Raw genomic sequence first — 21,719 nt, 5'->3', positions numbered from 1 at the left:
CTATTCAGGCTCTCGGCTTACGTTTTGCCCAATCGGTCAGGGTGGTTTCCAAATCGCCATAGCCGGTCAGGCGACGTTCGAATTTCAAACCCATCCGCTCGGCACATTCACGAGCACGGGCCGTCAGGTCCGGATCGTCGATTTGCGCTTGATAGACCAGCTTGGTGTAGTTGCCGAAATACATGCTAAGCAACTCGGGGTGTCGGTCCAGCCCCAGCGGTTTCCATACAAAGGCATCAAACTGCCGGGCTAGAAAGTCCGTCAGGTAAAAGGCGGTGGTTTCCTCATCACCATGTGCTTCAAACGCCTGATTTCCTTCGAAGAAGGAATAACAATGGGGGCCTTTGACCATCTCGACGCCCAGGTCTTCGCAGGCTTGCTGCAGCAGGCCACCCGTTCCGCAATCGGCATAGACCACAAAGATCTGGTCATAGTCGTCACGGTGTTTGGCGACGGCCTCTTGTACTGCCGGAATGATCTTGTCAGGTTGGATGTGAAAAATCGCGGGCAGGCAGGTCAGCGCCATGTGATCCCAGCCATTGCGTTGCTTCAGGTCCAGAATCTCACGCGCCAGCGCGCCACAGGCCAACAGCAGGATGCGCCCGTGCTCACCGGATTCGTAGCCCTTGGTCGTCAGGCTGGCATCGTCTGGCAATTTATCTTGCTGCATTGGGTGCTTCTCGGATTCTACGCGACTGTCAGTGTAACAAAAAAGGCCGCCCGAAACCCGGACGGCCCCAGAATAACCTGCGCGTCCGGTTAACCGGCCAGTTGGTTGTGCTTGCGCGAGACGAAATCCTTGGCGGTTTCAACCGCAACGGCTGCGTCACGGCAATAAGCATCCGCACCGATGGCTTTGCCGAATTCCTCGTTCAGCGGCGCGCCGCCAACCAGAACGATATAGTCTTCGCGTTTACCTTGTTCGACCAGCGTGTCGATCACGACCTTCATGTAAGGCATGGTCGTGGTCAGCAGGGCGGACATGCCCAGAATATCCGGCTCTTCGGTTTCAAGCGCTTCCAGATAGTTTTCAACCGGGTTGTTGATGCCGATATCGACCACCTCAAAGCCAGCGCCCTCCATCATCATCGACACAAGGTTCTTGCCGATGTCGTGGATGTCGCCTTTGACGGTGCCGATCACCATCTTACCCACGCGCGGTGCGCCGGTTTCGGCCAGCAGCGGCTTGAGGATAAACATACCGCCCTTCATGGCGTTTGCAGCCAACAGAACCTCGGGCACGAAAAGAATACCGTCGCGGAAGTCGTGGCCCACGATGGTCATGCCACCGACCAGAGCCTTGGTCAGGATGTCGTAAGGCGTCCATCCGCGTTCAAGCAGGATGTTCACACCTTCTTCGATCTCTTCTTTCAGGCCGTCATAAAGATCGTCGAACATCTGCTCGACAAGTTCGTCGTCATTCAGTTCGGACAGGACGATGTCTTCTTCTTCAGACATGGGGCGTTTCCCTGAGCTGTGCGAGCCATAGGCCCGTGGTGGCATTTTTTCCGTTTTGGCCAAAACGTCGCAGTTTGACTGTGACGATTGCGACCTCAGTCGTTTCGGGACCGACCTATACGTCAAATTTTCGCGTCTCTCGACAGAATTATCTGCAAGATGATCCTGCATCTGGTTCATTTTACTGGTGGATAACCACGCGGTTGATACCTGCGCGGCCTCGAATGCTGTGCTTGCGAGTATTCGGGATTGCCGTTATACCCAATCAAAGGAACATAACGAGAACAAATATGGTTGCACTGCATATTCGCGGCCGAGGAGCCGCCACAAATACCACTGGACGGTTCGAACAATTCGACACCATCCCTTGCGACGATGGCTGGGATATCGACGAGGACCTGCCGCCTTTGCGAACCGATGTTCGGGACGAGGTCGCGCGCAGCCTGATTACCTATAACCGTTCGCCGGATTTGCCGTTTGATCGCTCGATCAACCCGTATCGCGGGTGTGAGCATGGTTGTGTCTACTGTTTCGCCCGCCCGACCCATGCCTATCTCGGGCTATCGCCGGGGCTGGATTTCGAAACCCGCCTGATCGCGCGGCCAAACGCAGCGGATATCCTGCGCAAGGAGTTGTCGGCCAAAGGGTACAAGGTTGCACCCATTGCCTTGGGTACCAACACGGACCCTTACCAACCGATTGAGAAAACCCTTGCGATTACAAGAGGCTGCCTGTCGGTTCTGCAAGAATTCAATCACCCCATCGCCATCGTCACCAAGGGGGCCTTGGTCGAACGGGACTTGGACATCCTGGCGCACATGGCTCAGCAAGGGTTGGTGCGGGTCGGGATATCCCTGACCACTCTGGATGCTAATCTGTCCCGTCGGATGGAGCCGCGCGCGCCCTCACCACAGCGCCGATTGGCCATGATACGCCGCTTGACTGAAGCTGCGGTGCCGGTTCGGGTCATGACGTCTCCCATAGTGCCTGGTCTGACGGATCATGAGTTGGAACACCTGCTTGAGGCGGGGCGTGAGGCGGGGGCGGATGCTGCCAGTTGGATCATGTTGCGCTTGCCGCGTGAAGTATCGACGTTGTGGCAGGAGTGGTTGCAGGATCACGAACCCGCGCGGGCGGAAAAGATCATGTCCAAGCTGCGAGAAATGCACGGGGGCAGGGACTATGACCCGCGCTGGGGCCACCGGATGCGGGGTGAGGGTGAATATGCTGGGCTGATTGCCAAACGGTTTGCCTTGGCGGTCAAGCGCCTGGGCCTTGTAACGCGGACATCGCCCCTGCGATGCGACCTGTTTGCCCGCCCGGCTCAGATCGGCGATCAGTTGAGCCTACTATAAAAGAAGCCCCGGACGCAGGTCCGGGGCTTAAGCATTTCAACGCTGCAATCAGCGGTTTTCGATATCCACGTAATCACGCATGGTTTCGCCCAGATACAGCTGGCGCGGACGACCGATCTTGTTCTGTGGATCGGCGATCATCTCTTTCCATTGGCTGACCCAGCCAACGGTGCGCGACAGGGCGAAGATCGGCGTGAACATCGAGGTTGGGAAACCCATCGCCTCGAGGATGATGCCCGAATAGAAGTCCACATTAGGGAACAGCTTTTTCTCGGCGAAATACGGATCTTCCAGCGCTTCTCGCTCAAGCTCTTTGGCGACCTGCAGTTTTGGATTGTCTTCGATGCCCAACAGATCCAGCACTTCGTCAGCGGATTGCTTCATCACCTTGGCGCGCGGGTCAAAGTTCTTGTAGACGCGGTGGCCAAAGCCCATCAGGCGGAACGGATCATCCTTGTCCTTGGCGCGGGCAATGTATTCAGGGATGCGATCCACTGAACCGATCTCTTCCAGCATCTCCAGACAGGCCTGGTTGGCGCCACCATGGGCCGGACCCCACAGACAGGCGATACCGGCCGCGATACAGGCAAACGGGTTCGCACCCGAGCTTGAGGCCAGACGCACGGTCGAGGTCGAAGCGTTCTGTTCATGATCCGCATGCAGGGTAAAGATGCGGTCCATCGCGCGGCTGAGGATCGGGTTAACATCATACTCTTCAGCCGGAACGCTGAAGCACATGCGTAGGAAGTTCGACGCATAGTCCAGGTCGTTGCGCGGATACACGAAGGGCTGACCGGTGTGATACTTGTATGCCCAGGCTGCGATGGTCGGCATCTTGGCGATCAGACGGTGCGACGCAATCTCGCGCTGACGAGGGTCATGAATATCTGTCGAGTCATGATAGAAAGCCGACATTGCACCGACGACGCCAACCATGATTGCCATAGGATGCGCATCGCGACGGAACCCGCGATAGAAATACTGCATCTGTTCGTGCATCATGGTGTGGCGAGTGATCGTGGTCTCGAACTTCTCCAGATCTTTTGCGACTGGCAGCTCTCCGTACAGCAACAGGTAGCACACTTCGAGGAAGTGCGATTTCTCGGCCAGTTGGTCGATCGGATAGCCGCGGTGCAACAGTTCACCCTTATCGCCGTCAATATAGGTGATGGTGCTGTCGCAGCTGGCTGTCGAGGTGAAGCCCGGATCATAGGTGAACACACCCGCATCACTGTACAGTTTGCGAATGTCGATCACATCCGGGCCAACGGTTGGCGAGTGAACCGGCAACTCGTAATTTTCACCATGTACGGTAAGAGTGGCTGTTTTTTTGCTGTCGGTCATCGTTGTCCCTTCTTCGTTCATGAGCACGCCGGGTGAGCGGCCTGCGCGCGGTCAGCGGTCACACACCAAAGTGTTGACCGGTCGTAACGAAGCAGCGTTACCTGAATATTAAGCCAGGGTTATTTTGCTGCGTCGGAAAGCCGTGCCAAGGTTTCTTCACGCCCCAGCACAAGCATCATGTCAAACACCGAAGGAGTCACTGCCCGACCCGCCAAAGCCGCCCGCAAGGGCCCAGCCAGCTTGCCGAACTTGATGCCTTTCGCTTCTGCAAAGGCATTGAGGGTTTCCTCCAGTTCGTTCCGCAACCAGCTAGCATTTTGCACATGCGGCGTCAATTCACTTAGTATACCGTCGGATACTGTTTGCAGTGCTTTTGCCGCTTTCTCATCCGGCTCAATCGGGCGGGAAATCAGCGCAAAGTGTGCTTTTTCAAGCAATTCCGGGAAGGTTCGGGCGCGATCCTTCAGACAATACATTGCACGTTCAAGAACACTAGATTGTGTCTGAGTGAGAGCAGGAAGGCCCGCCGCATCCAGATAAGCTTCGATTTCATGCCGCAGCGCAGCATCATCAGACGTCGCGATATGCTGACCGCAGAGATTCTCAAGCTTTTTCAGATCAAAGCGGGCCGGACTTTTGCCGATTCCGTCCAAATCAAACCACTCTTTGGCCTGCTCGTCGGTAAAAAACTCATCGTCGCCGTGGCTCCAGCCCAAACGCGCGAGATAGTTGCGCATGCCAGCGGCAGGATAGCCCATCGCCTGATATTCCTGTGCGCCCAAGGCACCGTGACGCTTCGACAGTTTCTTACCGTCTGGTCCGTGAATCAGCGGGATATGTGCCCATACCGGAACGTCCCAACCCATCGCCTCGTAGATCATCATCTGGCGAGCGGCGTTGTTGAGGTGATCGTCACCCCGGATAACGTGCGTCACGCCCATGTCGTGATCATCCACCACCACAGCCAGCATATAAACTGGTGTTCCGTCCGAGCGCAAAAGGACCATGTCGTCCAGCTGATCGTTGCGAATGGTCACTTCGCCCTGCACCTGATCGCGGATCACGGTGGCGCCGTCCTGTGGGGCCTTGATACGGATTACAAAAGGTGCATCGGGATGGGTGGCCGGATCAGCGTCACGCCAAGGGCTGCGAAACAGCGTGGACTTGCCGTCGGCCCGAGCCTGCTCACGAAAGGCTGCAATTTCATCCTGGGTTGAAAAACACTTATAGGCTTTACCTTCGGCCAGAAGCTGGTGAGCGACCTCGGCATGGCGTGTGGCACCCTCAAACTGGCTGATTACATCACCATCGTGATCTAGGCCAAGCCATTCCATGCCTTGCAGAATTGCGGCTGTCGCCTCAGGCGTCGAGCGTTCGCGATCCGTGTCTTCGATCCGCAGCAGGAACTTACCGCCACGACCACGAGCATAGAGCCAGTTGAACAACGCAGTGCGGGCACCGCCGATATGCAAAAAACCGGTGGGCGAGGGGGCGAAACGGGTGACGACCTGATCGGACATTGTATGGATTAACCTTTTGGTAACCGTGTCGGGCATAGTTTGGCGTCTGTCTAACGAGCCCGAAGGACGGGGGCAACCATGCGTGTTCTGGTACGGGTCGACGCCGCTTTGCTGAACCAGACAGGGTATTTGTTCCAGTGGTCTCCGATTTGTCTGGCAGTTGGCATCGGCCTCTATTTCAGCCTTCGGTTTGAACCGGAATGGCAGGTCTATGCCTGTCTTCTACTTGGGATCACGTTGCTGGTCTGGGTTGGCCGCACGCGGCGCACTGGCTGGGCTGCGTTGGCAACGGGGGGCGCGCTGATCGCGTCCGGTTTTATACTGGCCGGCGCCCGAGCCCATACGGTCGCAGAGCCGGTCCTGTCCTGGCGTTACTACGGCCCGATCGAGGGGCGGGTCGTAGCCATGGATCGCTCTGCGTCGGACGCGTTGCGGGTCACGCTGGATCGGGTGCGCATAGGGGATGTGCCCGCAAACCGCAGACCGCAGCGCGTCCGGCTTTCACTGCACGGAGCGCCGATTTCCCTGGCGCCTGGGCAAAGGATCATGACCACCGGGCATCTCTCACCGCCGCAAGGTCCGGTTGAACCCGGTGGGTTTGATTTCCGCCGTCATGCCTGGTTTCAAGGGCTGGGCGCGGTTGGCTATACCCGGGTGCCGGTGATGACCATTGCCCCCGCAACTGACGCGACCGAAGGGGTCCGGGTAACTGCCTGGCGTATGGCCATCTCGGAAAGGGTACGTGCGATCCTGCCTGGTGAGATCGGTGGGTTCGCAGCCGCCGTTACAACCGGAGATCGCAGTGGCATGGGGCAAGAGACGTTAAAATCCCTGCGGGCCTCGAACCTAGCGCATTTGCTGGCGATCTCGGGCCTTCACATGGGGTTGCTGACGGGGTTCGTTTTTCTGGTGTTTCGGTTGGGCTTATCAGCCATCCCTTCAGTGGCCTTAAGGTTGCCCGTCCGCAAGTTGGCAGCAGTTTGTGCGTTGATCGCGGCCGTCATCTACCTGCTGTTGTCCGGTGGCAATGTTGCAACGGAACGCGCTTTCGTCATGGCCAGCGTAATGCTGGGGGCGATCCTGATCGACCGCCGTGCGATTTCTTTGCGCGCCGTGGCCGTGGCTGCCCTAATCGTGTTGATTCTACGGCCAGAAACATTGTTGAGCCCAGGCTTCCAGATGTCCTTTGCAGCCACCACGGCGCTTGTCGCGGTGTTTGGACGGTTGCAGGACTATGGCCCAATGCCCGGTCCAAAATGGCTGAAACCGGTGACCGGCTTGCTGTTGTCCTCGGCGATTGCAGGGCTTGCGACCGCACCTATCGGGGCGGCGCATTTCAACACGATGTCACACTATGGGTTGCTGGCCAATATGCTCTCGGTCCCGGTAATGGGCACGATTGTGGTGCCCGCCGCCTTTGTCGCGGCATTGCTGACCCCTTTCGGGCTAGAGGCGGTCGCATTGAATGTCATGGGTCTGGGGTTGGAGTGGATTCTGATCGTTTCAGACAAGGTGTCAAACTTAGATGGCGCGCAAGGCTATGTCGTTATTCCGCCGCATTACGTGTTGCCCATGTTTGCGCTGGGGGCGTTGTGGCTGGCGCTGTGGCAGGGCCGCGCAAAATGGATTGGGATTATCCCGGTTGCGTCCGCATTTTTGTCGTGGGGGCAGGGGCAAAGACCCGAGGTTCTGATCGCGGATTCAGGCGGGTTGGTGGGTGTCATGACTGAACATGGCCGCGCGCTGAGCAAAGAAAAAGGCAGCGGTTTCATCGCTACGGTATGGTTGGAAAACGACGGTGACGGGGCAGATCAGAAGAAGGCGGCCAGCCGATGGCCTGATGCAGAAAACGCTGTTCAGCGCTTTGATTGGCAGGGCAAGGAAGTGATTCACATCACCGGAAAACGTGCGGCTCAAGGGTTTGAAGAATGCCAATCAAACCAGATCGTGGTGTCTGCAGTTGAGTTGAACCTGAACGGGGATTGCGGTCTTTTCGATCCGAACCGCCTGAAAGAAACCGGAAGCTTGGCGTTTTCAAAAGGACGCATAACAACCAGCCGAGAGGCAATCGGCCATCGCCTGTGGTCCCCGGCTATCGCCGAGAACCGCAATTTCAAACGGAATCAGTAGCTGCGGATCAACCCGACCAGCCGTCCTTGCACCTTGACCTTGTCCTCGGGCAGAACGCGGGTTTCATAGGCGGGGTTCGCAGCCTCAAGCGCGATAGCATTGCCACGGCGAAAAAAGCGTTTCAGGGTCGCTTCCTGATCTTCGACCAGAGCCACGACGATATCGCCATTATCGGCAACCCGAGTTTCACGGATCACCACGACATCGCCGTCATTGATACCGGCATCGATCATCGAGTCGCCACGTACCTCAAGCGCGTAATGTTCGCCTTTGCCCGAAACCATGCTGCCCGGGACCGCCACACGATGCGATACGTGGCTGATCGCTTCAATCGGAACACCAGCGGCGATACGGCCCATGACCGGCAATTCCAAGGCATCTACAGTGACCGGTTCGAAATTCGCCGGGCGGGGACCTTCGGGCCTGTCGCCTTCAATCACGCGAGGTTTGAAAGCGGCTGTTGGTTCGCCGCCGAGACTCTCGGGCAGCTTCACGATCTCAATCGCGCGCGCCCGGTGGGCAAGGCGACGAATAAAGCCACGTTCTTCCAGCGCAGTGATCAGGCGATGAATCCCGGACTTCGACCGTAAATCCAGCGCGGCCTTCATTTCGTCGAAACTGGGCGGAACACCGTCCGCCTGAACGCGTTTGTGGATGAATTCCAACAAATCCAACTGTTTCTTGGTCAGCATTGCTCACACCTCGTCGGTCATGCGTTTTCTTTTGTTCTACGCATGTTCACGTTTTGTGTCAACGGATTTGAGCGTGGCCTATATCGGCAGGTACAGAACCTCATCCCCCGCGGGGCGCGCCGGATCATTCGGCTCACGTACCAAAAGCGCGTTGGCCTGCGCCAGAACGCTGAGAAGCGAGCTGTCCTGATCGGCACAGGCGCGAATGCCATCCTCACCGAGGACAGCTCGCATATAATGTTCGCGTGTGCCGTTTTTGCCGATGGGCTCGGCCAGCTTGGCCTGGCGAAACGGGGTCAGGGCTTGTTCGATGCCCAACATGTGACGCAACATGGGGATCAGGAAGAGATAACCGCAAACCATTGCACTCACGGGATTTCCCGGCAGCCCAACCATCGCTGTGTCACCCAACTGACCCGCCATCAGGGGTTTCCCGGGGCGCATGCGGATTTTGTAGAACGACCGCTCCATCCCCAATTTCTGAGAAACGTCCCCGACCAGATCGTATTCTCCGACCGAGGCACCCCCGATTGTCACGACTAGATCGGCGCCACTTGCCAGCCCAAACGCCGTTTCTAAGGACGCGACAGTATCGCGCGCGATCGGTAGAATTCGCACATGTGCACCGGCATTCTCTAGCATGGCTTTCAGGCCAAAAGTGTTCGAAGCGATGATTTGATCCGGGCCTGGGATCTCACCGGGCATAACCAGTTCATCTCCGGTCGAAATCAATGCGACCACGGGTTTGCGTCTGACCGGCACTGTTGCAATATTCATTGCTGCCAACAGCGCAACGTCTTCAGGGCGCAAAAGGCGCGGGGCGCTGATCTTGGTGCCGACGGTAAAGTCGACACCTGCAGGTCGGATATTTGTTTTCAGTCCGGGATCGTCGGTGATTGTAAGCAAATCCCCGCGCCGTTCCGTATCTTCTTGAATAACAACGAAATCAGCACCTTCCGGCACCGGAGCGCCGGTAAAGATACGAACGGCCTGACCGGGGCCTACGGTGCCTTCAAAACGACGCCCGGCAGCGGATTCGCCAACTACTTTGAACATGGCGTGTTGTTCGACTTCGGTCGACTTCAGCGCATAACCGTCCATGGAAGAGGCTGCAAATGGCGGTTGATCGCGCGTGGCGCTGAGGTCTCCCGCCAGCACGCGGCCAGCAGATTCGGCAAGCGGAACTGTTTCGGCGTTTAGCGGGGAAACAAGATCAAACAGTAGCGACCGGGCTTCTTCGACCGTAATCATCTCGCCTCGTAACGGCCTGATTTACCGCCATCTTTCAGCAGGACCCGGATACCGCCGATCTCCATCGCCTTATCGACTGCCTTGGTCATGTCATACACAGTCAGCGCCGCGGTTGAGACCGCAGTCAACGCCTCCATCTCAACCCCGGTCTGGCCTGCGGTCTTGACGGTGGCTTCAATCTGTACGCCCGGCAAATCAGGGTTCAGGGTCAACTCAACCGCAACCTTTGTGACTGGCAAGGGGTGGCATAGCGGGATTAGGTCGGGTGTTTTCTTCGCTCCCATGATGCCTGCCAGCCGCGCAATACCCAATACGTCGCCCTTTTTGGCGCGTCCTTCTGAAATTAAATCAAAGGTTTCCTTTGCCATCTTGATGTGGCCAGCCGCCACCGCGACGCGGTCAGTAACAGCCTTGTCCGAGACGTCGACCATATGGGCCTGTCCCTGTGCATCGAAATGGGTCAGAGGCATCACATCACTCCGGGGATCAGCGGGTTTGCCAGCAATTGCCGGGTGGCGGCGGTGACATCATCCTGACGCATCAGGCTTTCCCCAATCAGGAAACACCGCGCGCCATAACGGGCGATATCGGCCAGGTCTTCGGGTGTACTCAGACCGCTTTCACAGACAATCGTCCGACCGCCAGGAACCAGTTTCGACAGACGGCGCGTGGTATCAAGTGTGGTCTCGAAGGTCTTGAGATTACGGTTGTTTATCCCGATCAATGGGCTTTTCAGTTGGGTCGCACGTTCCAGTTCAGCCTCGTCGTGAACTTCGATAAGAACGTCCATCCCCCAGTCAAAGGCCGTTTGTTCCAGCTCGGCCGCCTGACCATCTTCGACCGAGGCCATGATGATTAGAATGCAATCGGCACCCAAAGCGCGCGCTTCGACCACTTGATAAGGGTCGTACATGAAATCCTTACGCAGGGCTGGCAGCGACGTTGCTGCGCGTGCCTCGGTCAAGTATTCCTTGGCGCCTTGGAAGCTAGGCGTGTCGGTCAGTACAGACAGACAGGCTGCACCGCCTTCTTCATACGCCTTGGCCAATGCAGGCGGGTCGAAATCGGCGCGGATCAACCCCTTGGAGGGGCTGGCCTTTTTGACCTCGGCGATCAGGCCATACCCCTTGCGGGTCGCTTTCCGCAAGCTTTCGGCAAAGCCGCGCACTTCGGATGCAAAACGTGCCTCACTTTCCAGTTTTTCCAAGGACTTCTCAGCCTTGTCTGCAGCTATTTCTTCCAGCTTATAGGCTTTGATCTTGTCCAGTACCGTCTCGGTCATGCGGTCTCCTGAGTCATGCGGGCCAGAACCGCGATTTTTTCTTTGGCTTTTCCGCTGTCGATGCTTTCGACGGCTTTTTCGACACCATCCCGCAAATCTGTTGCGGCGTCTGCAACCACCAGCGCGGCGGCAGAGTTCAACAGAACCGCATCGCGATAGGCCGAGGGCTGCCCGTCCAGCAGTGCGCGGAAGGCGACAGCATTTTCTTCGGGTGTTCCGCCGATGATATCCTCGAACGGATGAACCGGTAGGCCCGCGTCTTCGGGGTGAAGTTCCACCTCCTTAACGCCACCATCCTCTAGTGCTGCGACCCAACTGATGCCAGTGATGGTCAGCTCATCGGTCCCGTCTGATCCGTGTACCAGCCAGGCGCGGTCAGACCCCAGCAGACCAAGCGTTTCGGCCATTGGGCGTATCAGGTCGCGGCTGAAGGCTCCGGTCAATTGGCGTTTGACGCCCGCAGGGTTCGTCAAAGGGCCGAGAATGTTGAAAATTGTGCGTGTTCCAAGCTCTTGCCGCGAGGGCATGACATGCGCAATGGCTGGGTGGTGCATCGGGGCCATCATAAAGCCGATACCGGCCTCTTTCAAAGCGTTCTCAACAGTTTCCGGGCCAACCATGACGTTGATCCCCAACTGACCCAAGGCATCCGCTGCCCCGGATTTTGAGCTGAGGTTGCGATTGCCATGCTTGGCCACGGTGACACCGGCACCAGCGACAACAAATGCCGTGGCGGTTGAGATATTGAGCGTGCCTTTGCCGTCGCCTCCGGTTCCGACGATATCCATTGCACCGTCGGGCGCGGTGACGGCATTGCACTTGGCGCGCATCACGGCGGCGGCCGCGGCGTATTCCTCGACCGTTTCGCCACGGGTGCGCATGGCCATCAGCAGGCCACCGATCTGGCTGGGCGTGGCTTCACCGTCAAACAAGATACCAAAGGCCTGTTCGGCTTCGGCACGGGTCAGAGGCCGGTCGGCGGCGGCTCCGATCAGCGGTTTCAGAGCGTCGCTCATGCGGGAACTTTCATCTCAGACAGGAAATTCTTGAGCAGGGCATGACCATGCTCGGAGGCGATGGATTCCGGGTGGAACTGAACGCCGTGAATCGGCAATTCTTTGTGCTGCAGACCCATAATGGTGCCGTCTTCCAGCTCTGCCGTGACCTCAAGACAGTCGGGCAGGGTGTTGGGGTCGACCACCAAAGAATGATAGCGGGTCGCCTCAAATGGCGAGGGCAGCCCGGCAAACACACCTTTTCCGGAGTGGTGCATCGTTCCCATTTTGCCATGTACGATTTCGTGGCAGCGGATGACGTCGCCGCCAAAGGCCTGTCCGATAGTCTGATGGCCAAGACAGACTCCCATCAGCGGCGTTTTCGTTTCAGCCGCTGCTTCGGTCAAGGCCAAGCAAATACCGGCCTGATCCGGATCACAGGGGCCGGGGCTGAGCAGGATGCCGGATGGGTTCATGGCCATGGCTTCCTGAACGTCCAAGGCGTCATTCCGCCGAATGACCATCTCGGCGCCAAGTTCGCCTAAATAATGTACCAGGTTGTAAGTAAACGAGTCGTAGTTGTCGATCAGCAGCAGCATTTGGGCACTTGTCTCGGCTTGGGCATTTCGGGCTGGCGATGCAGCCCCGAGCCACGGTATAATGTCGGGACATACATGCTCAGGCTTGCGCGGCAGCGTCAAGGGGACATCCCGTTCTTGGCGCTGCGGCAAGCAAATGCCGCAGCAGACGGCGAACATGTGATCGATGCAGGGCCAAGACGAGAGGCAATTGTTATGGGCGGATTTGTCGGCGGAATGATCGTGGGAACGGTCGCTGTTCTTGTGCTGGGGGCGGTGCTGTCTTTGAACATGCCTTTGACCAGCAAACCGAACGTGGCGGTTTCTGCGCCTGAACCCTCTCTGGCTGATGTCCCGGATACAGTGGCGGACGCCACTGATACCGGGGGTGACCCCGATGTGCTGGACTTGCCACCAACCACACCTGAATCTGTCGGCGAACAGACGGACACGCTGGCTGAATTGTCAGATGTCGAGGTTGAGCCCGATGCCCAGCCCAAAGTCAACCTGGACCCGGCGCAAGTCGATGCGCCCAGCGTTGCTCAATCAGCTCCTGTTATTGCAACCACTGTGGCCCCGGTCGCTCCACAGGCCCCGCCGTTGTCGCAGGTATCCCCAAATGCCGAAGCCTTGCCTGAGGTGTCGCTGGAGGTGCCTGAACCTCAGCCTGAACCGGCCGTCGAACAAGAGCCCGAGGTTGTGGAGGCCGAGCCGAAACCAGAACCCGAGGTTGCCGAGGGGGCTCAGAAATCGGACCCTGTTGTTGCCGACAGTGCAGCACAACCGGAACCCGAGGTCGCCGCAGCCGCCGATCCGGAAACCGAGGAAAACCCATTTGTCGACAGCCCAATCGCCGTAGAAGGTGATGAGGACACAGCACCGCGCAATCTGCCCCGGATCGCGTCGGTTCCGCAAATTGGGGGGGCAAGCGAAGCGACCACAGTCTCGACAGTCGGAACGCGCGTGGTTCCATTGACGGAACGTGATGATGTTATTGAGGTAAGCACATCCAACGTGGAGGTGGCTATTCCCGGCAAGCCGATCGAGGCTTATGCGGCGGAATTCGAAAACCCCGAATCCAAGCCGTTGATGTCAATCATTCTGATCGACGATGAAGGTGCCTATGGGGCTGAAGCTCTGCATGATTTTCCTTATCCGCTGAGTTTTGCCGTCAGCCCGTCTGATCCGGACGCTGTTGAAAAGATGGCGCGTCACCGTGAAGCCGGGTTCGAAGTTCTGGCTCTGGCTGATCTACACGAAGCCGCCAGCGCGCAGGATGCCGAAGTATCGCTGGCCGTATGGCTCGACACGCTGCCGGAAACGGTGGGTATTCTCGAAGGCGTGGATTCGGGCATTCAGGGCAATCGCAAGCTGGCCGACCAAGTGGCCGCAATTGCTGCCGGTACAGGGCGTGGTCTGATCACGCAGGACAATGGTCTGAACACTGTCCAAAAACTGGCTGCGCGCAACGGTATTCCATCGGGTGTGATTTTCCGCGATATCGACGGTGCGCGCCAGGACCCCAAGATCATGCGTCGTTTTCTGGACCAAGCGGCATTTCGTGCCGGGCAGGAGGGGACGGTTGTAATGCTGGGCCGTCTGCGCCCTGACACGATCTCGGCTTTGTTGCTGTGGGGGCTTGAAGATCGGGGCAGCCGTGTGGCGATGGCCCCAATCTCCGCAGTGATGATGAAAGAGGTTCAGTAACCTCGGAACAACGAAAACGGCTGGCCCTGAAAGCCCGCCGTTTTTTTATGTGTTGCCCGATCCTGTGAACCGGGACGCATCGGCAGCAGCGCGGCGAATGGCGTTTGATTTATGGACGGTTTCCATAAACTCTGCCTCGGGGTCGCTATCAAAAACAACACCGCCGCCCGCCTGAATATAAAGCTTGTGATCCTTCACGATGGCCGTGCGCAGAGCAATGCACATGTCCATGTCGCCGCCGGCACTGAAATAACCAACACCGCCGCCGTAGATACCGCGCTTTTCAGGCTCCAACTCGTCTATGATCTCCATCGCGCGCACTTTTGGCGCGCCCGAGACGGTGCCAGCAGGCATCCCGGCAAAGAACGCGTCCAATGCGTCTTTGTCTTCGGCCAGCTCTCCGACCACGTTCGACACGATGTGCATCACATGGCTGTAGCGTTCGATGATGAACTCTTCGGTTGGCCGCACCGTTCCGATCTTGGCCACGCGGCCGGTATCGTTGCGGCCCAGGTCCAGCAACATCAAGTGTTCGGCCAGCTCTTTCTTATCGGCCAGCAGATCGACCTCGTTGGCCTTATCCTCTTCGGGGGTTGCGCCACGGGGTCGGGTACCTGCGATGGGGCGGATTGTCACTTCGTCGCCAAAGACACGCACCAGAATTTCTGGGCTGGCACCGACCACCTGAAAGCCGCCAAAGTTGAAATAGAACATGAACGGAGAGGGGTTAGTGCGCCGCAATGACCGATAGAGTGTAAACGGCGGCAGCGGGAAATCCTGTGTCCAACGCTGAGCTGGTACCACCTGAAAGATGTCACCCGCGCGGATGTATTCCTTGGCCTTTTCAACTGCTTGCATATAGCCGGATTTGGTGAAATTCGACACCGGAGGCGCGACTTCAGAGGCGTCGCCCAGATCGCGAGTCTCGGCGGGCATGGCGCGTTCTAAATCGCGCACTGCGTCCATCACACGCTCAGCGGCTTGCGCATAGGCAGCCTTGGCGGATTGTCCCTCGGCGACCCAGGCAGGGGAGACGACCGTGACCTCTCCCTTTACACCGTCCAGAACGGCGATGACCGATGGGCGCAGCATAATCGCATCGGGTAGGCCCAGCGGGTCTGGGTTCACATCCGGAAGATACTCTACCAGACGCACCATGTCATACCCAAGATAACCGAACAGCCCTGCGGCGGCTTGAGGCAAATCGTCAGGCAGCTCAATCCGGCTTTCGGCCAGCAGAGCGCGCAGATTGTCCATCGGATTGCCACCCTGAGGCGAAAACGCGTCGGCATCGAACCTGGCCGAGCGGTTCAATTCGGACGTCTCACCCCGGCAGCGCCAGATCAGGTCCGGTTTCATCCCGATGATTGAATAGCGGCCACGCACCTCGCCTCCGGTCACGGATTCCAGCATAAAGGCGTCTTTCTGCGCACCGGTCAGCTTGAGCATCAGGGACACGGGCGTATCCAGATCGGCCGCCAAGCGGGTGTAGACGACCTGATTTTCGCCAGCCTCATAGGCGCGGGCGAAGCTGTCAAACTCGGGGGTCAGGGCCATGTTTGGTCTCTTTTAATAGCTCGACTGCACGGCGTTCAGCGCGCGTTGGTCAATCACGGGACGGGCGCGGGTCTGCGCGTCGCGCACATAAGCGTCAAAGATGTTCTGGGCCAGCGCCTGATTTAACTGTGCTTCCAGCGCGGTCTGTACCTGGCGCAGTTCATCAGTTTCGGCGGGCGGTAGCAATTCTTCAAGACGCACGACAAACGCCGTGCCATCGCCAGGAATGACGCGCAGCTCACCAGGTTCCATCTCGAACACCTGACCCATGAAATCTGCCGGCACATCCTCAAGGAAAGCGGTGCGGGTCAGCGCATTTTCAACCCGGAACGGCAAACCGGTGGCGGTGAAATCGCCGTCAGCATTCAGTTGTTCCAGAACGGAATTTGCATTTTCAGCCAACGCCTTGCCGGTTTCCACCTGCGTCCATGCGGTGGCCACACGATCACGTGCGCTTTCCAGAGGCTCGGGGCGTTGGGGCAGCACCTCGTTCAAACGCAAAGCAAAGATCGAACCGTCTTCGAGAAACGCAACCTCGGGGAAATCGCCTTCGTTTACGGCTTCGGCAGCGGCGCGGAAACCGTCATAGGCGGCGACGCCTTCACCGCTTTCGCGGGTCCAGTCGATCTGGCCCAGTTCCATCTCGGTCTCGCCGGTCAGCTCTTCCAGTGTCGCACCACCGGCAAGCAGGTCGTCAATGTCTTCGGCCTGTGCTTCGATTTGACGGCGCGCGCGGTCGGCGGCCAGTTCTTCGCGCAGGGCAGGGGCGGCATCTTCGAACGGCGTGTTGTTTTCGGCCAGCGATCCGTTGATACGGAACAGCGCGGGGCCGAAGGTCGAGGGCAGCGGGCCAACAACCGCGTCCAGATCGGCGGCAAAGACGGCATCAGCAGCTTCGCCCAGATCTTCGCGGGTGACATCGCCAAGGTCGATATCGCTCAGCTCTAGCTGACGATCTCTTACGAGGTTTTCGAACGTGGTGCCACCAACCTCAAGCTGCGCCATCGCATGCTGTGCGTCTTCTTCGTTCGGATAAGTCAGACGTTCGACCAGACGACGCTCGGGCTGATAGAATTCCGAGGCACGCTGATCATAGACGCGACGCACCGCATCCTCATCAATCTCGACACTGTCCAACAGCATGTCGGGCGACAGAATCGCATAAGTCAGTTGCTTGGTGCGGGGCAGGGTGAACTGATCCTGATTCTCATCAAAATAGGTCTGGATCTGCTCATCCGTGGGTGCAGGAACAGGCGATGTCAGGGCGTCGGGTCCGACCGTCGCAACGGTAAAACTGCGGCGTGCGCCGACATAGTCCGTCAGCACTTGCGTCAGAAGTGAAGGCATTTCAACCCCGCTGATCACCGCGTTTTGTACGATGGTGCGCGAGGACTCCTTGCGCAGATCCGATTCGAATTCTGTATCCGTCATGCCAGCCTGTTCCAGCTGGAACTGATAGGCCTCGCGGTCAAACGTGCCGTTGACGCCCTGAAAGGCCGGGATGGCGACGATTTCTTCTTGCAGGTTCTCATCCCCGATCGAAATGCCCAGCTCACCGACTTCGTTGTCCAGCGCGGCCAAAGCGGTCAGGCGCGACAGGGCCAACTGATCCAGACCGAACTCATGCGCCTGCGACATTTGCAAGGGCTGGCCGGTCTGGCTTTCGACCGCGCGGATTTCGCGCTGCAATTCGCGAACGTATTGGTTGATCGAAACCTCTTCGTTCCCAACTTGCGCGACGGTGCGCACGGTGCCGGTCAGGCTTGTTGCGCCAAAGCCCGCAAGGCCCAGCATCAATAGGCCCATGAGAATCCAGACAAAGGTCTTCGATAGGTTTTTCATGCCTGCGGCCATGGTGCCCTCTTAATCTTGTGGCAAGGAACTGCCCTGTCGGTTGCGGCCCTGAATACGACGCGCACCGCCGGGGGGCAAGCTCAGAAGGACAGGGCTTGCAACCGTTCGAACAATTGCTGAATACCGGCGCGGTCGAGATTAGCGAATGCAATGCGCATCTGGCGTTTTCCGGCGGGATCATCCGGCGGCATAAACATCGTTCCGGGCAGCAGAAGGATGCCGGCCTCCGCCACCAGAAGGCGGGCCAGTTCGTCCGAGGGGATATCGAACGGATGTTCGAAATAGGCGAAATAGGCGCCCAAGCCTAACAGACGCCAACCCTTGTCAGTCAGGTTTGGCAACTGCTCTTGGATAGCCGCGCGTCTGTCGAGGATTTCGTCGCGTTCTCCGGCGACCCATTGGGACAGGTTCCGCATGCCCCAAAGGGCCGCGAACTGGCCGATCTGGCCCGGGCAGATCGCCACCGTATCGAGGAATTTTTCCACTTCGGATAGCAGGTCAGCACCGGTTGCAATGGCACCAACCCGATGACCGGTCAGGCGGTAAGCCTTGGAGAAGGAGTAGAGGTGAACCAACGTCTTATCCCAACCGGGCTGTGCGAACAGGTCATGGGGTGGGCCGCTGCGGCTGTCGAAATCGCGATAGGTCTCATCGACCAGCAAGCGCAGACCGTTTTCACGGGCCAGTTCGTAGAACGCGCGCACCAGATCGGCCGGGTATTCCACACCACCCGGGTTGTTCGGCGTGACCAGAGCAATGGCGCGGGTCTTGTCGGTGATCAAAGCGCGGGCGGCATCAAGATTAGGTAACAGATCATCACCGGTCTTCAGGTCAACGGCATGTACCCCGGCCATGTCCAACCACATTTTGTGATTGAAATACCATGGGGTTGGCAGGATGACCTCATCCCCTTCGTCAGTGATGGCCGAGATTGTGGCGGCAAATGCCTGATTGCAGCCCGAGGTGATTGCGACCTGATCCGGTGCGACCTCGACGTCATAGTGCTGACCAATTTGCACCGCCAGTTCGGTGCGCAGATCCGGATTGCCCAGCACGGGCCCATACAGATGGGCCCGATCCTCGGTCACCGCAAATTCGGCCATGGCCTGACGCAGGGCCAAAGGGGGCGGATCGACCGGCGCGGCCTGACTGACATTGATCAAAGGCTGGTCGTCAGGGAAATTCGCGCCTTCCAGCCAGCGCCGCGCCTCCATCACCGGAGGGGCGAAGGTGGCGGCGGTGCGTGTCCGGGTCATGCGAGATCCTAGATGTTCAGGAAAAGATCAGTCGGTGCCGCGGTAGGGCTCGACATATTGCAGGGCCATATCCCACGGGAAGAAGATCCACGTATCCTGGCTGACTTCGGTGATGAACGTATCCACCATCGGGCGGCCTTTGGGTTTGGCATAGACAGTGGCAAAATGCGCCTTGGGGTACATCGCACGCACCAGTTCCAGTGTTTTGCCGCTGTCGACCAGATCGTCGATGATCAAAACGCCTTCACCATCACCCATCAGCTCGGCATCAGGGGCTTTCAGCACCTCGGCTTCGCCTTGTTCCTGATGGTGATAGGACCGCACGCTGATCGTGTCGACGGTGCGAATGTCCAGCTCACGGCTGGCGATCATGGCTGGGGCCATACCACCGCGTGTGATCGCAACAACCGCGCGCCAGGCACCGTCGTCCGGTCCTTGACCATCCAGCCGCCATGCCAGAGCACGGGAATCGCGATGGATTTGGTCCCAACTGATGTGAAAGCCTTTTTCGTGGGGCAGACGGTCCTTGGCGCTCATTGCGTTAACCCTTTTCAACGTCCGGGGCGTCGACGGCTTTCATACCGACGATGTGATACCCCGAATCTACGTGCAGATTTTCGCCCGTGACACCGCTGCTGAGATCGGACAGCAGATACAGCGCCGATTTACCGACATCGTCGATGGTCACGTTGCGGCGCAGGGGCGAATTATACTCGTTCCACTTCATGATATAGCGGAAGTCACCAATACCGCTGGCGGCCAGCGTCTTGATCGGACCGGCAGAGATCGAGTTCACCCGGATACCGTCTTTGCCCAGATCCTCGGCCAGATATTTGACCGATGCTTCCAGTGCGGCCTTGGCGACACCCATGACGTTATAGTGCGGCATAACCTGCTCGGCACCGTAATAGGTCAGAGTGATTGCACTGCCGCCTTCGGACATCATCTTTTCCGCACGCTGCATGACGGCGGTGAAAGAGTAGACCGAAACATCCATGGTCAGCTTGAAGTTCGCCCGGCTGGTATCGACGTACCGACCACGCAGCTCGTTCTTGTCGGAAAAACCAATCGCGTGAACCACGAAGTCCAGTTTGCCCCATTTCTGTTCCAATTCCGAGAACAGAGTATCAATCGAGTCCTCGTCACCCACATCACAGGGAAGAACAATTTCACTGCCCAGCTGCGCCGCCAGCGGATCGACCCGCTTTTTTAGGGCATCGCCCTGATAGGAAAAGGCCAATTCGGCCCCGGCATCGGATAAAGCGCGGGCAATGCCCCATGCGATCGATTTATCATTGGCCAGTCCCATGATGAGGCCGCGCTTGCCGGCCATCAACTGATTTGACATGTTTGGTTCTCCGCCTGTCTTCGCGATTTGTTGCGTTGGTTTATGCCATTGGATGCGCTGCATCAAGGCCGCGTACACTTGCCCGCAGCGGGTTCTCGCCCTAGGGTGGCCAATAATAGTTTCCGGGGGATGGAAATGACCGAGCGTGACGGCATCTTCGCCGGCTCCGATCCGTTTGAAATAGCGGGGCGGTGGCTGGGTGAGGCCAAAGACAGCGAACCGAACGATCCCAATGCAATAGCGTTGGCAACCGTCGATTCTGACGGCATGCCGAACGTGCGTATGGTGCTGTTGAAAGAAATCGAATCCGGTGCCTTTGTATTTTACACCAACTACGAAAGTGCCAAGGCGGCCGAATTGGATTCGGCGGGAAAAGCAGCTTTTGTAATGCATTGGAAATCATTGAGGCGGCAAATCCGTGTTCGTGGTACAATAACCCGCGAAAGCGGGGCGCAAGCCGATGAATATTATGCGTCGCGCTCGCTAAAAAGCCGTCTTGGGGCTTGGGCTTCGAAACAGTCTCAGCCTCTTAGCAGCCGGGCTGCTTTGATGGCAGAAGTTGCAAAGGTGACCGCGAAATTAGGGCCGAACCCACCGCGACCACCGTTCTGGGGCGGGTACAGGTTAGTGCCGAGCGAGATTGAGTTTTGGGCCGATGGTGCATTCCGGTTGCACGACAGGTTTCAGTGGCGCCGGGATCAGGAAGACTCGGCATGGGATGTACAAAGGTTGAATCCATGACATTCGCGTATCGTGAAATGCAACACAAAGAAATCAAAGGATTTTTTCAGCTTGAATTTGCGAGCCAATCCCATACACATCGGACCCTTAACGAACTATTAATTTTCGCGATAGGAATGCTGTGCCGGAAGACCTGAACAATATGTACCGCGTTCGAGGACACGTGAAATGGTTTGACCCCGCTAAGGGGTACGGGTTCGTTGTGTCCGACGAAGGTGGCCCGGATATTCTGTTGCATGTGAACGTGTTACGTAACTTTGGTCAAAGCTCGGTCGCCGATGGCGCCGGGATCGAGATCATGACGCATCGCACTGACCGCGGCGTTCAGGCGGTTGAGGTTGTCAGCGTAGACCCACCGGCGCGCACCGACTCAATGATGTTGGCGGATTTCGCGGAACTTGATCCGGTTGTGATCGCCGAGGCTCCTTTGGAAGCGGCGCGGGTGAAATGGTTCGACAAGGGCAAGGGTTTTGGCTTCGCCAATGTATTTGGTCGGGACGAAGACGTTTTCCTGCATATCGAGGTGCTGCGCCGATCTGGTCTGGCTGATCTGCAACCAGGCGAAGCGTTGGCGATGCGGGTCATTAATGGCAAACGCGGGCGTATGGCGGCTCAGGTCCTGGCCTGGGAAGCGGCACTGGACGAATAATA

The 21,719-nt window shown here is 57.9% G+C and carries 20 protein-coding genes; 5 read left to right on the top strand and 15 right to left on the bottom strand.

Annotated features, from left to right (window positions below):
- Positions 1-4: 4 nt before the first annotated feature.
- Complete coding sequence (locus ACR3EP_RS05825) at positions 5-670, bottom strand: DUF1638 domain-containing protein (protein WP_226688398.1); 666 nt, start codon at positions 668-670, stop codon at positions 5-7.
- An 89-nt stretch (positions 671-759) separates the two neighbouring features.
- Complete coding sequence (locus tag ACR3EP_RS05820) at positions 760-1,458, bottom strand: corrinoid protein (protein WP_170348833.1); 699 nt, start codon at positions 1,456-1,458, stop codon at positions 760-762.
- Between the two features lie 290 nt (positions 1,459-1,748).
- Here ACR3EP_RS05820 and ACR3EP_RS05815 point away from each other — a divergent pair, with 290 nt between their 5' ends.
- Entirely contained in the window at positions 1,749-2,813 is a 1,065-nt protein-coding gene (locus tag ACR3EP_RS05815) for a PA0069 family radical SAM protein (protein ID WP_480636777.1), read from the top strand.
- A 48-nt stretch (positions 2,814-2,861) separates the two neighbouring features.
- On the opposite strand, the gene gltA is transcribed toward ACR3EP_RS05815, so the two are convergent.
- Together gltA and gltX are read right to left on the bottom strand one after the other, a co-directional pair.
- Positions 2,862-4,157, bottom strand: coding sequence for a citrate synthase (gene gltA / locus ACR3EP_RS05810; protein ID WP_170348831.1), 1,296 nt, complete (start codon positions 4,155-4,157; stop codon positions 2,862-2,864).
- Between the two features lie 119 nt (positions 4,158-4,276).
- On the bottom strand, positions 4,277-5,677 hold the full coding sequence (gltX, locus tag ACR3EP_RS05805) for a glutamate--tRNA ligase (protein ID WP_480636775.1): 1,401 nt from the start codon (positions 5,675-5,677) through the stop codon (positions 4,277-4,279).
- A 78-nt stretch (positions 5,678-5,755) separates the two neighbouring features.
- Between gltX and ACR3EP_RS05800 the strand changes: the two genes are divergently transcribed.
- A complete protein-coding gene (locus ACR3EP_RS05800) occupies positions 5,756-7,807 on the top strand; it encodes a ComEC/Rec2 family competence protein (RefSeq protein ID WP_480636773.1) in 2,052 nt (683 codons plus the stop codon).
- Here the strand turns inward: ACR3EP_RS05800 and lexA are convergent.
- The 6 genes from lexA to ACR3EP_RS05770 all read right to left on the bottom strand — a co-directional run bounded on the left by lexA (position 7,801) and on the right by ACR3EP_RS05770 (position 12,626).
- Positions 7,801-8,499, bottom strand: coding sequence for a transcriptional repressor LexA (gene lexA / locus ACR3EP_RS05795; RefSeq protein WP_170348829.1), 699 nt, complete (start codon positions 8,497-8,499; stop codon positions 7,801-7,803). The two genes, ACR3EP_RS05800 and lexA, sit on opposite strands and share 7 nt — an antisense overlap.
- Before the next feature lie 78 nt (positions 8,500-8,577).
- Positions 8,578-9,750 (bottom strand): molybdopterin molybdotransferase MoeA, encoded by a 1,173-nt coding sequence (locus tag ACR3EP_RS05790; RefSeq protein WP_480636771.1) that lies wholly within the window; start codon positions 9,748-9,750, stop codon positions 8,578-8,580.
- Positions 9,747-10,220, bottom strand: a complete 474-nt coding sequence (gene moaC / locus ACR3EP_RS05785) for a cyclic pyranopterin monophosphate synthase MoaC (protein ID WP_170348827.1) — start codon at positions 10,218-10,220, stop codon at positions 9,747-9,749. The genes ACR3EP_RS05790 and moaC overlap by 4 nt, the downstream gene beginning before the upstream one ends.
- The gene (gene trpC, locus ACR3EP_RS05780) at positions 10,220-11,032 is read right to left on the bottom strand and encodes an indole-3-glycerol phosphate synthase TrpC (protein WP_170348826.1); all 813 of its coding nucleotides are present in this window, start codon (positions 11,030-11,032) and stop codon (positions 10,220-10,222) included. Before trpC ends, moaC begins: the two co-directional genes overlap by 1 nt.
- Positions 11,029-12,048 carry an anthranilate phosphoribosyltransferase gene (gene trpD, locus ACR3EP_RS05775; protein ID WP_480636769.1) on the bottom strand — a complete coding sequence of 340 codons (1,020 nt, stop codon included), beginning with the start codon at positions 12,046-12,048 and terminating at the stop codon, positions 11,029-11,031. Before trpD ends, trpC begins: the two co-directional genes overlap by 4 nt.
- Complete coding sequence (locus ACR3EP_RS05770) at positions 12,045-12,626, bottom strand: anthranilate synthase component II (RefSeq protein ID WP_170348824.1); 582 nt, start codon at positions 12,624-12,626, stop codon at positions 12,045-12,047. The genes trpD and ACR3EP_RS05770 overlap by 4 nt, the downstream gene beginning before the upstream one ends.
- A 117-nt stretch (positions 12,627-12,743) precedes the next feature.
- Between ACR3EP_RS05770 and ACR3EP_RS05765 the strand changes: the two genes are divergently transcribed.
- Positions 12,744-14,312: a divergent polysaccharide deacetylase family protein gene (locus tag ACR3EP_RS05765; protein ID WP_480636767.1), complete on the top strand. Its 1,569-nt coding sequence runs from the start codon at positions 12,744-12,746 to the stop codon at positions 14,310-14,312.
- Positions 14,313-14,357: 45 nt separating this feature from the next.
- Here the strand turns inward: ACR3EP_RS05765 and trpE are convergent, their stop codons facing one another.
- The 5 genes from trpE to fabI all read right to left on the bottom strand — a co-directional run bounded on the left by trpE (position 14,358) and on the right by fabI (position 20,327).
- On the bottom strand, positions 14,358-15,869 hold the full coding sequence (gene trpE, locus ACR3EP_RS05760) for an anthranilate synthase component I (protein WP_480636765.1): 1,512 nt from the start codon (positions 15,867-15,869) through the stop codon (positions 14,358-14,360).
- Between the two features lie 12 nt (positions 15,870-15,881).
- On the bottom strand, positions 15,882-17,723 hold the full coding sequence (locus ACR3EP_RS05755) for a peptidyl-prolyl cis-trans isomerase (protein ID WP_480636763.1): 1,842 nt from the start codon (positions 17,721-17,723) through the stop codon (positions 15,882-15,884).
- 80 nt (positions 17,724-17,803) lie between these two features.
- Positions 17,804-18,979: an aminotransferase gene (locus ACR3EP_RS05750; RefSeq protein WP_480636761.1), complete on the bottom strand. Its 1,176-nt coding sequence runs from the start codon at positions 18,977-18,979 to the stop codon at positions 17,804-17,806.
- 27 nt (positions 18,980-19,006) lie between these two features.
- Positions 19,007-19,516, bottom strand: a complete 510-nt coding sequence (gene gpt / locus ACR3EP_RS05745) for a xanthine phosphoribosyltransferase (protein ID WP_170505761.1) — start codon at positions 19,514-19,516, stop codon at positions 19,007-19,009.
- A gap of 4 nt (positions 19,517-19,520) precedes the next feature.
- A complete protein-coding gene (fabI, locus tag ACR3EP_RS05740; protein ID WP_480636759.1) occupies positions 19,521-20,327 on the bottom strand; it encodes an enoyl-ACP reductase FabI in 807 nt (268 codons plus the stop codon).
- 135 nt (positions 20,328-20,462) lie between these two features.
- Here fabI and pdxH point away from each other — a divergent pair, with 135 nt between their 5' ends.
- Together pdxH and ACR3EP_RS05730 are read left to right on the top strand one after the other, a co-directional pair.
- Complete coding sequence (pdxH, locus tag ACR3EP_RS05735; RefSeq protein WP_170358619.1) at positions 20,463-21,068, top strand: pyridoxamine 5'-phosphate oxidase; 606 nt, start codon at positions 20,463-20,465, stop codon at positions 21,066-21,068.
- Between the two features lie 142 nt (positions 21,069-21,210).
- Entirely contained in the window at positions 21,211-21,717 is a 507-nt protein-coding gene (locus tag ACR3EP_RS05730) for a cold-shock protein (protein WP_174818762.1), read from the top strand.
- Positions 21,718-21,719 lie beyond the last annotated feature (2 nt).

The sequence above is a fragment of the Ruegeria sp. BB10 genome, from assembly GCF_056535725.1.
Note: the sequence above shows the minus strand (reverse complement) of the source record. Positions and strands in the feature narration are given on the sequence as shown.

What these genes read in the sequence shown, in the direction of transcription:
- ACR3EP_RS05825 (WP_226688398.1), bottom strand. Translation starts at nt 670, where the DNA reads ATGCAGCAAGATAAATTGCCAGACGATGCCAGCCTGACGACCAAGGGC.
- ACR3EP_RS05820 (WP_170348833.1), bottom strand. Translation starts at nt 1,458, where the DNA reads ATGTCTGAAGAAGAAGACATCGTCCTGTCCGAACTGAATGACGACGAA.
- ACR3EP_RS05815 (WP_480636777.1), top strand. Translation starts at nt 1,749, where the DNA reads ATGGTTGCACTGCATATTCGCGGCCGAGGAGCCGCCACAAATACCACT.
- gltA (WP_170348831.1), bottom strand. Translation starts at nt 4,157, where the DNA reads ATGACCGACAGCAAAAAAACAGCCACTCTTACCGTACATGGTGAAAAT.
- gltX (WP_480636775.1), bottom strand. Translation starts at nt 5,677, where the DNA reads ATGTCCGATCAGGTCGTCACCCGTTTCGCCCCCTCGCCCACCGGTTTT.
- ACR3EP_RS05800 (WP_480636773.1), top strand. Translation starts at nt 5,756, where the DNA reads ATGCGTGTTCTGGTACGGGTCGACGCCGCTTTGCTGAACCAGACAGGG.
- lexA (WP_170348829.1), bottom strand. Translation starts at nt 8,499, where the DNA reads ATGCTGACCAAGAAACAGTTGGATTTGTTGGAATTCATCCACAAACGC.
- ACR3EP_RS05790 (WP_480636771.1), bottom strand. Translation starts at nt 9,750, where the DNA reads ATGATTACGGTCGAAGAAGCCCGGTCGCTACTGTTTGATCTTGTTTCC.
- moaC (WP_170348827.1), bottom strand. Translation starts at nt 10,220, where the DNA reads ATGCCTCTGACCCATTTCGATGCACAGGGACAGGCCCATATGGTCGAC.
- trpC (WP_170348826.1), bottom strand. Translation starts at nt 11,032, where the DNA reads ATGACCGAGACGGTACTGGACAAGATCAAAGCCTATAAGCTGGAAGAA.
- trpD (WP_480636769.1), bottom strand. Translation starts at nt 12,048, where the DNA reads ATGAGCGACGCTCTGAAACCGCTGATCGGAGCCGCCGCCGACCGGCCT.
- ACR3EP_RS05770 (WP_170348824.1), bottom strand. Translation starts at nt 12,626, where the DNA reads ATGCTGCTGCTGATCGACAACTACGACTCGTTTACTTACAACCTGGTA.
- trpE (WP_480636765.1), bottom strand. Translation starts at nt 15,869, where the DNA reads ATGGCCCTGACCCCCGAGTTTGACAGCTTCGCCCGCGCCTATGAGGCT.
- ACR3EP_RS05755 (WP_480636763.1), bottom strand. Translation starts at nt 17,723, where the DNA reads ATGGCCGCAGGCATGAAAAACCTATCGAAGACCTTTGTCTGGATTCTC.
- ACR3EP_RS05750 (WP_480636761.1), bottom strand. Translation starts at nt 18,979, where the DNA reads ATGACCCGGACACGCACCGCCGCCACCTTCGCCCCTCCGGTGATGGAG.
- gpt (WP_170505761.1), bottom strand. Translation starts at nt 19,516, where the DNA reads ATGAGCGCCAAGGACCGTCTGCCCCACGAAAAAGGCTTTCACATCAGT.
- fabI (WP_480636759.1), bottom strand. Translation starts at nt 20,327, where the DNA reads ATGTCAAATCAGTTGATGGCCGGCAAGCGCGGCCTCATCATGGGACTG.
- pdxH (WP_170358619.1), top strand. Translation starts at nt 20,463, where the DNA reads ATGACCGAGCGTGACGGCATCTTCGCCGGCTCCGATCCGTTTGAAATA.
- ACR3EP_RS05730 (WP_174818762.1), top strand. Translation starts at nt 21,211, where the DNA reads ATGTACCGCGTTCGAGGACACGTGAAATGGTTTGACCCCGCTAAGGGG.